The sequence below is a fragment of the Pseudomonas sp. FSL R10-0056 genome (assembly GCF_009600105.1).
GTDB classification, from domain to species: domain Bacteria; phylum Pseudomonadota; class Gammaproteobacteria; order Pseudomonadales; family Pseudomonadaceae; genus Aquipseudomonas; species Aquipseudomonas bubulae.
Genome location: NZ_WIWL01000181.1, coordinates 42391 through 52775 on the forward strand (window position 1 = coordinate 42391; position 10385 = coordinate 52775).

The 10385-nt window shown below is 59.2% G+C and carries 12 protein-coding genes; all 12 read left to right on the forward strand.

Translation table 11 applies throughout. The features are described from left to right. Nucleotides 1-6: 6 nt before the first annotated feature. The gene (ccoO, locus tag GHO42_RS13440; RefSeq protein ID WP_095002752.1) at nucleotides 7-615 is read left to right on the forward strand and encodes a cytochrome-c oxidase, cbb3-type subunit II; all 609 of its coding nucleotides are present in this window, start codon (nucleotides 7-9) and stop codon (nucleotides 613-615) included. Between the two features lie 15 nt (nucleotides 616-630). After that, the gene (locus GHO42_RS13445; protein ID WP_095002822.1) at nucleotides 631-822 is read left to right on the forward strand and encodes a cbb3-type cytochrome c oxidase subunit 3; all 192 of its coding nucleotides are present in this window, start codon (nucleotides 631-633) and stop codon (nucleotides 820-822) included. Next, nucleotides 819-1757 carry a cytochrome-c oxidase, cbb3-type subunit III gene (gene ccoP / locus GHO42_RS13450; RefSeq protein WP_095018988.1) on the forward strand — a complete coding sequence of 313 codons (939 nt, stop codon included), beginning with the start codon at nucleotides 819-821 and terminating at the stop codon, nucleotides 1755-1757. The genes GHO42_RS13445 and ccoP (GHO42_RS13450) overlap by 4 nt, the downstream gene beginning before the upstream one ends. A 468-nt stretch (nucleotides 1758-2225) precedes the next feature. Next, nucleotides 2226-3668: a cytochrome-c oxidase, cbb3-type subunit I gene (gene ccoN, locus GHO42_RS13455; RefSeq protein WP_095002754.1), complete on the forward strand. Its 1443-nt coding sequence runs from the start codon at nucleotides 2226-2228 to the stop codon at nucleotides 3666-3668. Further along, nucleotides 3668-4279: a cytochrome-c oxidase, cbb3-type subunit II gene (ccoO, locus tag GHO42_RS13460; RefSeq protein WP_016780305.1), complete on the forward strand. Its 612-nt coding sequence runs from the start codon at nucleotides 3668-3670 to the stop codon at nucleotides 4277-4279. Before ccoN ends, ccoO (GHO42_RS13460) begins: the two co-directional genes overlap by 1 nt. A gap of 5 nt (nucleotides 4280-4284) precedes the next feature. Continuing rightward, complete coding sequence (locus GHO42_RS13465) at nucleotides 4285-4476, forward strand: CcoQ/FixQ family Cbb3-type cytochrome c oxidase assembly chaperone (protein ID WP_003447209.1); 192 nt, start codon at nucleotides 4285-4287, stop codon at nucleotides 4474-4476. Next, nucleotides 4473-5450, forward strand: a complete 978-nt coding sequence (gene ccoP / locus GHO42_RS13470) for a cytochrome-c oxidase, cbb3-type subunit III (protein WP_095002755.1) — start codon at nucleotides 4473-4475, stop codon at nucleotides 5448-5450. The genes GHO42_RS13465 and ccoP (GHO42_RS13470) overlap by 4 nt, the downstream gene beginning before the upstream one ends. Before the next feature lie 143 nt (nucleotides 5451-5593). Further along, entirely contained in the window at nucleotides 5594-5845 is a 252-nt protein-coding gene (locus tag GHO42_RS13475) for a type II toxin-antitoxin system Phd/YefM family antitoxin (RefSeq protein WP_095002756.1), read from the forward strand. After that, complete coding sequence (locus tag GHO42_RS13480) at nucleotides 5845-6255, forward strand: type II toxin-antitoxin system VapC family toxin (RefSeq protein WP_095002757.1); 411 nt, start codon at nucleotides 5845-5847, stop codon at nucleotides 6253-6255. Before GHO42_RS13475 ends, GHO42_RS13480 begins: the two co-directional genes overlap by 1 nt. 215 nt (nucleotides 6256-6470) lie before the next feature. Then, nucleotides 6471-7886: a cytochrome c oxidase accessory protein CcoG gene (ccoG, locus tag GHO42_RS13485; RefSeq protein ID WP_095002758.1), complete on the forward strand. Its 1416-nt coding sequence runs from the start codon at nucleotides 6471-6473 to the stop codon at nucleotides 7884-7886. Between the two features lie 11 nt (nucleotides 7887-7897). Then, on the forward strand, nucleotides 7898-8440 hold the full coding sequence (locus GHO42_RS13490; protein WP_153326542.1) for a FixH family protein: 543 nt from the start codon (nucleotides 7898-7900) through the stop codon (nucleotides 8438-8440). Between the two features lie 106 nt (nucleotides 8441-8546). After that, a partial coding sequence (locus GHO42_RS13495; RefSeq protein ID WP_153384157.1) for a heavy metal translocating P-type ATPase occupies nucleotides 8547-10385 on the forward strand: 1839 nt, incomplete at its 3' end.

Here is a 10385-nt window from a genome sequence, read left to right on the forward strand (position 1 = left end):
TTGGCAATGAAACACGAAGTCGTTGAAAAAAATATCGGCCTGATGCTGTTGCTGATGATCCTGTGCGTAAGCGTGGGCGGCCTGACGCAAATCGTCCCGCTGTTCTTTGAAGACGTGACCAACACCCCGGTGGAGGGCATGAAGCCTTACACCGCACTGCAACTGGAAGGTCGCGACATCTACATCCGTGAAGGCTGCGTGCAGTGCCACTCGCAGATGATCCGTCCGTTCCGTGCCGAGACCGAGCGTTATGGTCACTACTCGGTAGCCGGTGAGAGCGTGTGGGATCACCCCTTCCTGTGGGGTTCCAAGCGCACCGGGCCGGACCTGGCCCGCGTCGGTGGCCGCTACTCGGATGACTGGCACCGCGCGCACTTGTACAACCCGCGCAACGTCGTGCCCGAATCAAAAATGCCAGCTTACCCATGGCTGGTGGCCTCGCCGGTAGACAGCAGCCATACCGAGAAAAAACTCGAAGTGATGCGCACCCTGGGCGTGCCTTACACCGACGAAGACATCGCCAACGCCAAGCAGTCCGTGCAGGGCAAGACCGAGATGGACGCTCTGGTCGCCTACCTGCAAGTGCTGGGCACTGCCATCAAGAGCAAGAGGTGAGCCATGGTCTTGGAGATGAGTAGTGGAATGATTCGCGGCCTGGGCACCGTGGTGGTGGCCGTGGCGTTTATAGGCCTGGCGCTGTGGGTGTTCAGCCCGCGACGCAAATCGGAGTTTGAAGACGCGACCTTACTGCCATTCAAGGACGATCCAGAGGCGATTCAACACGTCGAGAAAGAACAAGCGTCTAGGAGTAAAAAAGCATGACCACCTTCTGGAGTCTGTACATATGCGTGCTGACTATCGGCACGCTGATCGGCCTGACCTGGCTGCTGGTCAGCACGCGCAAGGGCGAGACCAAAAGCGATACGGTCGAAACCATGGGCCACAGCTTTGACGGCATCGAGGAGTACGACAACCCGCTGCCACAATGGTGGTTCATGTTGTTCGTCGGCACGCTGGTATTTGCCGTGGGCTACCTGATCCTGTACCCGGGCCTGGGCAACTGGAAAGGCCTGCTGCCCGGCTATGAGAATGGCTGGACCGGTGTACATGAGTGGGAAAAGGAAATGGACAAGGCGGACGCCAAATTTGGGCCCATCTACGCCAAATATGCCTCCATGCCCGTTGAACAAGTCGCTCAGGATCCGGCAGCACTGAAAATGGGCGGGCGCCTGTTTGCTTCCAACTGCTCGGTGTGCCACGGCTCGGATGCCAAGGGCGCTTTCGGCTTCCCTAACCTGGCCGACAACACCTGGCGCTGGGGCGGCGACGCCGACACGATCAAGGCCACCATCATGGGCGGTCGCATCGCGGCAATGCCGGCCTGGGGTGAAGTACTGGGTGAAAACGGAGTCAAAAACGTCGCCGCCTATGTACGCCACGACCTGGCGGGCCTGCCCCTCCCTGAAGGCGCCACTGTCGATCTGACGGCTGGCAAGCAAGCCTACGAAACCACTTGCGTGGCCTGCCACGGGGCAAACGGTAAAGGCATGCCGCTGATGGGCGCGCCAGACCTGACCCAACCAGCGGGTTTTATCTACGGCACCAGCCTGGCGCAATTGCAACAAACCATTCGCCACGGCCGTCAGGGCCACATGCCTGCGCAAAACGATTTGTTGGGCAACGACAAGGTACAGCTGCTGGCGGCCTACGTGTTCAGCTTGTCACACGGTAATCAAGAGGAAAAAACAGCCGAATAATTACCGGACATTTCCTGCCGCATCATTTTGGTGCGGCAGTTCCCGCCTCAAAGCGCGACCAAGTGTCGCACCTCTTTCAGCCCCGCCATTGCTCTCCCGCCATTCAGGACTAAGCTCAACGCTTGTGTGAGCCGGATCTGTGCAGCGCCACGTCAAGTGAAACTAACCGGTAAGTTGAAGGGCAGCGTTACGGGCCACAATGGTGGGTTTGCACCGGCTATCGTGCATTACGATGTTTGCCGCGCCTTGCCCCCACCTCAACCCGCCCGCCTCGACCCCTCCACTTTTGCCCTGCATGCGGCGTTTTTGGCGAGGTCACTTTGACCTTACTCCGCGCATGGAAAGGCCGCAGAACAAGCCTTGGAAAGCATTGACCGGGGTCATGGTTCGTTGCAATAGCCCTACGCTTTATACATACTTGCGACCGATTTTTATCCTAATAAAATACCTAAACCGTGGAACCTTAGAATGAGCACAGCAATCAGCCCGACTGCTTATAACTATAAGGTAGTCCGCCAGTTCGCCATCATGACGGTGGTCTGGGGGATCCTTGGCATGGGGCTCGGGGTTTTCATCGCGTCACAGCTTGTGTGGCCTGAATTGAACCTTGGCCTCGAGTGGACGACCTTCGGCCGTCTGCGTCCCCTGCATACCAACCTTGTGATCTTTGCCTTTGGTGGCTGTGCATTGTTTGGCACCTCCTACTACGTCGTGCAGCGAACCTGCCAGACACGACTGATCTCCGATTCGCTGGCCTCGTTTACCTTCTGGGGTTGGCAAGCGGTTATCGTCGGCGCGATCATCACCCTGCCACTGGGTTACACCACCACCAAAGAATACGCCGAGCTGGAATGGCCTTTGGCTATTTTGCTGGCCATTGTCTGGGTGACCTACGGCATTGTGTTCTTCGGCACCATTACCAAGCGTAAAACCAAGCATATCTATGTCGGTAACTGGTTCTACGGTGCATTCATTGTCGTGACGGCAATGCTGCATATCGTCAACCACGCGTCCCTGCCGGTGAGCTTCTTCAAGTCCTACTCGGCTTATGCCGGTGCGACTGACGCCATGATTCAGTGGTGGTACGGCCATAACGCGGTAGGTTTCTTCCTGACTACCGGCTTTTTGGGGATGATGTACTACTTCGTGCCCAAGCAGGCCGAACGTCCGATCTACTCCTATCGCCTGTCCATCGTGCACTTCTGGGCGCTGATCACCCTGTATATCTGGGCCGGTCCGCACCACTTGCACTACACCGCACTGCCGGACTGGGCCCAGTCTCTGGGCATGGCGATGTCGATCATCCTGCTGGCACCCAGCTGGGGCGGCATGATCAACGGCATGATGACCCTCTCGGGCGCCTGGCATAAGCTGCGCACCGACCCGATCCTGCGCTTCCTCGTGGTATCCCTGGCCTTCTACGGCATGTCGACCTTCGAAGGCCCGATGATGGCGATCAAGACCGTCAACGCGCTGTCGCACTACACCGACTGGACCATCGGCCACGTACACGCCGGCGCTCTGGGCTGGGTGGCGATGATTTCGATCGGTGCCATGTACCACATGATCCCCAAAGTCTATGGCCAGAAGCAGATGTACAGCACCGGCCTGATCAACGTTCACTTCTGGCTGGCGACTATCGGTACCGTGCTCTACATCGCCTCGATGTGGGTCAACGGCATCACCCAGGGCCTGATGTGGCGTGCGATCAACGACGACGGCACCCTGACCTACTCGTTTGTCGAAGCACTGCAAGCCAGCCACCCGGGCTTTATTGTTCGCGCCCTTGGCGGTGCCATTTTCGCCAGCGGTATGCTGTTCATGGCCTACAACGTGTTCCGCACCGTGCGTGCCTCGAACCCGGTAGAAGCTGAAGCGGCGACCAAGATCGCTGTAGTTGGAGCGCACTGATGATCAAGCACGAAACAATCGAGAAGAACATCGGCCTGATGGCCTTCTTCATGGTTATCGCCGTGAGCATCGGCGGCCTTACCCAAATCGTTCCGCTGTTCTTCCAGGACGTGACCAACACCCCGGTCGAGGGCATGAAGCCGCGTAGCGCGCTGGAACTTGAAGGCCGTGACATTTATATCGCCAACGGCTGTGTCGGCTGCCACTCGCAGATGATCCGTCCGTTCCGTGCCGAAACCGAACGCTATGGCCACTATTCGGTTGCCGGTGAAAGCGTGTGGGACCACCCGTTCCTGTGGGGCTCCAAACGCACCGGCCCGGACCTGGCCCGAGTGGGCGGGCGTTACTCCGATGACTGGCAGCGCGCGCACTTGTACAACCCGCGCAACGTCGTGCCCGAATCGATCATGCCGGCTTACCCGTTCCTCGTTGAGCGCAAGCTGGACGGCAAGGACACCGCGAAAAAAATGGAAGTCTTGCGCACGCTCGGCGTCCCTTACACCGACGAAGACATCGCCGGGGCCAAGGATGCAGTGAAGGGCAAAACCGAAATGGACGCACTGGTGGCTTACCTCCAGGGCTTGGGCACCATCATCAAAAGCAAACGGTGATCTGAATGGATATCGGGATGATTCGTGGCCTGGGCACTGTCGTCGTGATGGTGGCTTTTATCGGTTTGGCATTGTGGGTCTTCAGCCCGCGACGCAAGTCAGAATTTGACGACGCGACCCTGTTGCCGTTCAAGGATGATCCCGAAGCCATCAAGCACGTCGAGCAAGAGCAAGCTTCTAGGAGTAACAAAGAATGACTACGTTCTGGAGTCTGTACGTTACAGTCCTCACTCTGGGTACCATCTTCGCCCTGACCTGGTTGTTGCTGGCCACCCGCAAGGGCCAGCGCAGCGAGCAGACCGACGAGAAAGTCGGCCACGCGTTCGACGGCATCGAAGAGTACGACAACCCAATGCCGAAATGGTGGTTCATGCTGTTTGTGGGCACCGTCATTTTCGCCCTCGGCTACCTCGTGCTGTACCCGGGCCTGGGTAACTGGAAAGGCCTGCTGCCGGGCTACCAGTACCTGGACACCAAAGAGCAGACGCCGTTTGCCAATGGTCAGACCGGCTGGACCGGTGTACACGAGTGGGAAAAGGAAATGGCCAAATCGGACGCCAAGTTTGGGCCGATCTTCGCCAAATTCGCCGCCATGCCCATTGAAGAAGTGGCCAAGGACCCGCAAGCACTGAAAATGGGTGGCCGCCTGTTCGCCTCCAACTGTTCGGTGTGCCACGGCTCCGACGCCAAAGGCGCCTATGGCTTCCCCAACCTGACCGACGCCGACTGGCGCTGGGGCGGGACGCCTGCCGACATCAAGACCACCATTATGGCCGGCCGTCACGCGGTCATGCCGGGCTGGTCCGAAGTGATCGGTGAGCAAGGCGTCAGCGACGTGGCCGCCTACGTGCTGACCAGTCTCGACGGGCGCAAGCTGCCGGAAGGTGCGAAAGCCGACCCTGCCAAAGGCAAGGAAATCTACGCGACCAACTGTGCGGTTTGCCACGGGCCGGAGGGCAAGGGCAACCCGCTGATGGGCGCACCCAACCTGACTCACCCGGGGGCGTTTATCTACGGTTCGAGCTTTGCTCAACTGCAGCAGACCATCCGCTACGGCCGTCAGGGCCAGATGCCTGCCCAGGCTGACCTGCAGGGGAACGACAAGGTTCACTTGCTGGCTGCCTACGTGTACAGCCTGTCCCATGGTGATGAAGCCAAGACAGACGAGTAACGCGTTAGTTTGAACGCTGCAAAAAATGGCCCCGCCAACGACAGTTGGCGGGGCCATTTTGTTTCAGGGCTGCAGCAGCTATTGCCGTACGCACCCACAAGGTAGTAACGTTTCTACATTGTATTTTTGGGGAGGATCAGCCCATGACCATCACCACCATTTCAAGCCGCGAATTCAACCAGGACACAAGCGGTGCCAAAAAAGCATCGCAACAAGGGCCTGTTTACATCACGGACCGTGGCCGCCCCGCCCATGTACTGCTATGCATGGAGGAGTACCAACGGCTAACCGGCCTGGACACCAGCATTGTCGATCTGCTGGTGATGCCCGAAACAACGCCGGTTGAATTCGAACCCGAACGCGCAGTCATCACGCCGCGCCCAGTGGATTTCTAATGTTCCTGCTCGATACCAACGTAGTTTCTGAACTGCGCAAAACCCAGGCCGACCCTGCAGTGGTGGCCTGGGCCCGCAGCGTCCCGGCTTACAAACTGTATATCTCGGCCATTACCCTGCTGGAAATCGAAACTGGCATCTTGCGCCTGGAGCGCCGCGACCCGGAGCAGGCAGCCCCCTTGCGCAACTGGCTTGAAGTACATGTTATGTCTGCTTTTGCCGGGCGCGTGCTGTCAGTCGATGGCGCCGTTGCCAGACGCTGCGCCCGCCTGCATGTGCCTGACCGCAGCAATGAATGCGACGCCCTGATCGCGGCCACCGCACTGGTGCATGACATGACCGTGGTTACCCGCAATACCCGGGACTTTGCCTTTAGCGGCGCCCCTGTACTCAACCCTTGGGAGCTTTGACTCGGCCAGAACGCAACTCACCTGCAGGTGTAAGTCAATTGATCCATGTCATGAGTTGTTACAACTCCTATACCAACTTGCCATTTTCCGGAACGCGACCAAAGGTCGCACCCTTGAGCTAGAGTCACAGGGGTATCATTACGCTATCGCAACACCTTCTGACCGCGGTCGGCACGTACTGACCGAGGCATTTTCCACTGCCGTGGGACGCACTAATGAGCAATCAGATTCCTGTACACAACGTCACTCCACCTGCCAAAAAACCCGCTGAAAGCACTGATCTGTACGCGGCCAGGGAGAAAATCTACACCCGCGCCTTTACCGGGCTTTTCCGCAATCTGCGCATTGGCGGCGGAGCGCTGTTGTTCCTGCTGTATTTCGGTACGGTATGGCTCAACTGGGGCGGTCACCAGGCGGTGTGGTGGAACCTGCCCGAACGCAAATTCTTTATTTTTGGCGCCACTTTCTGGCCACAGGATTTCATCCTGCTCTCGGGGCTGCTGATCGTCGCGGCCTTTGGCCTGTTCTTTATTACGGTTTACGCCGGGCGCGTGTGGTGCGGCTACACCTGCCCGCAAAGCGTTTGGACGTGGGTGTTCATGTGGTGCGAGAAGGTCACTGAAGGCGACCGCAACCAGCGCATCAAGCTCGACAAGGCACCGATGAGCGCCAACAAGTTTGTGCGCAAGTTCAGCAAGCACACACTCTGGCTATTGATCGGCTTTGTCACCGGCATGACCTTTGTCGGCTACTTCTCACCCATCCGCGAACTGGTGATCGACTTCTTCACTGGTCAGGCTGATGGCTGGGCGTATTTCTGGGTCGGCTTCTTCACCCTCGCCACCTATGGCAACGCCGGCTGGCTGCGCGAGCAGGTGTGCATCTATATGTGCCCGTATGCGCGCTTCCAGAGCGTGATGTTTGATAAAGACACCCTGATTGTTTCCTACGACCCGCGTCGTGGTGAAGTCCGTGGCCCGCGCAAAAAGGACGCCGACTACAAGGCCATGGGCCTGGGCGACTGCATCGACTGCACCATGTGCGTGCAGGTATGCCCGACCGGGATTGATATCCGCGATGGCTTGCAGATCGAGTGCATCGGCTGCGCGGCCTGTATCGATGCCTGCGACAGCATCATGGACAAGATGAACTACCCCCGCGGCTTGATCAGCTACACCACCGAGCACAACCTCTCCGGCCAGAAAACCCATAAGCTGCGTCCGCGCCTGATCGGCTATGCCCTGGTATTGCTGACCATGATGGGTCTGCTGGCCGCTGCGTTCTTTACCCGCACGCTGGTAGGCTTCGACGTGAGCAAAGACCGCGTGCTGTATCGCGAGAACGCCGAAGGGCGGATCGAAAACGTCTACAGCCTGAAGATCATGAACAAGGACCAGCACGACCACACCTACGTGCTGGAGGCCACCGGCCTGCCGGATCTCAAGCTGCAGGGCAAACGCGAAATCAAGGTCGCGGCCGGCGATATCGTCAGCCTGCCGGTCGAGCTGTCAATTGCCCCCGAGAAGCTGCCGTCGAGTACCAACGAGGTGTTCTTTATCCTCAAGGACGCCGACAACAACGACGTCAACGTTAAAGCCAAGAGCCGATTCATCGGCCCACAAATCAGATAAGAGAACTCGACATGCCCGCAGCAAATGCTTCCAGCCCCTGGTACAAGCACATCTGGCCATGGATCATCATTGCCATCCTGGCCTGCTCGGTAACCCTGACCCTGTCGATGGTCACCATTGCCGTGAACAACCCGGACAACCTGGTCAACGATAATTACTACGAGGCGGGCAAAGGCATCAATCGGGCACTGGACCGTGAGCTGCTGGGCCAGACCCTGCAACTCAAAGCCAAGTTGCGCCTGGATGAAATGACCGGCGAAGTCGTGCTGGTGCTTGAGGGCAACAGCAAGCCGCAAGTGCTGGAACTGAACCTGATTTCACCGACCCAGCCGGAAAAAGACCGCAAGGTCAGCCTGAGCCAGAGCGCAACGGAACCGGGTCGCTATATCGGCCAACTGGATGACAAGATTGAAGGTCGCCGCTTTGTTGAGCTGCTGGGTGTTGAAGATGGCAAGACCTGGCGCCTGTTCGAAGAAGAACTGGTCGGCCACGACAAGGACCTGCTGCTGGGCGACGAGCCCATTAAAGGCGCTGAAGACCACAAGTCGAAATAACCCCATCGCGGGCAAGCCCGCTCCCACAGGGATGCGCGAACCCTGTGGGAGCGGTCTTGTCCGCGATGACGTATTTTCTGGTGACACAATATCGCGATAGAGCACCATGACCACTCCCGCTCCCTGCTATCACTGCGCCCTGCCCGTCCCCCCCGGCAGCCGGTTTACCGCCGTTGTTCTGGGCGAAGTTCGCGAGTTCTGCTGCCCCGGCTGCCAGGCAGTGGCCGAGGCTATCGTCGCTGGCGGTCTCGAAAGCTATTACCAGCACCGCAGTGAAGCATCCGCCAACCCTCAAGCCCTGCCCGTGCAACTGGTTGAAGAGTTGGCGCTGTATGACCGCCCCGATGTGCAAAAACCCTTTGTCCGACATGAGGGCGAGCAAGCCGAAACCACCCTGCTGATCGAAGGCATCAGCTGCGCCGCCTGTGGCTGGCTGATCGAAAAGCACCTGCGCCATCTGCCAGCCGTCAGTGAAGCGCGACTCAACCTGTCCAACCATCGCCTGCAGGTACGCTGGGACGATAGCCAATTGCCATTGAGTGAAGTCCTCAGCGAACTGCGCCATATCGGCTATGCCGCGCACCCGTACCAGGCCGACCGTGCCACCGAACAATTGGCCAGCGAAAACCGCCTGGCCTTGCGCCAGCTCGGTGTCGCCGGGCTGCTGTGGTTTCAGGCCATGATGGCTACCATGGCCACCTGGCCAGAGTTCAATATCGACCTCAGCCCCGAGATGCACACCATCCTGCGCTGGGTAGCGTTGTTTCTGACAACACCTATCGTGTTCTACAGTTGCGCCCCCTTTTTCAAAGGCGCCATGCGCGACCTGCGCACCCGCCACCTGACCATGGATGTGTCAGTCTCCCTGGCCATCGGCGGTGCTTATATCGCCGGGATCTGGACGGCCATCACCGGCGTCGGCGAGCTGTATTTCGATGCTGTGGGCATGTTTGCCCTGTTTTTGCTGGCCGGCCGCTATCTGGAGCGCCGCGCCCGCGAGCGCACCGCCGCCGCCACTGCGCAATTGGTCAACCTGCTGCCAGCCTCATGCCTGCGCCTGAGCGCTGACGGGCAAAGCGAACGCATTCTGCTGACTGAACTCAAGGTCGGCGACCGGGTGCTGGTGCACCCCGGCTCAATCATGCCGGCTGACGGCAAGATCCTGGATGGTCAGTCCAGCATCGACGAATCCCTGCTGACTGGCGAATACCTGCCACAACCACGGCAGATTGGCGACGCCGTCACGGCCGGCACCCTCAATGTGGAAGGCGCGCTGACCGTTGAAGTCATGGCGCTGGGCCAGGACACGCGCCTGTCCGCCATCGTGCGCCTGCTTGATCGCGCTCAAAGCGAAAAACCTCGCCTTGCGGAGATTGCCGACAAGGCCGCGCAGTGGTTCCTGCTGTTCTCATTGATCGCTGCTGCGGGTATCGGCCTGTGGTGGTGGCAACTTGATGCATCACGGGCCTTCTGGATTGTCCTGGCGATGCTGGTCGCCACCTGCCCTTGCGCTTTGTCGCTGGCGACGCCGACCGCACTCACCGCCGCTACCGGCACCCTGCACAAGCTGGGCCTGCTACTGACCCGTGGCCATGTGATCGAAGGCCTGAACCAGATCGACACAGTGATTTTCGACAAGACCGGCACCCTGACTGAAGGACGCCTGGCGCTGCGGGCCATTCGCCCTTTGCGCGAGCTGGACAGCGACCACTGCCTGGCCCTTGCGGCCGCTCTGGAAAACCGCTCCGAGCACCCGATTGCCCGTGCGTTTGGCCGCGCTGCGCAAGCCGCTGAAGAAGTACGCAGCGTGCCTGGACTGGGCCTTGAAGGGCTGGTCGGCGAGCAGCGCTTGCGCATAGGCCAGCCAGGATTTGCCTGTGAGCTGAGCCAGTGCCCGATCCCGGACATGCCGGACGAACCCGGCCAATGGCTGCTGCTGGGCGAC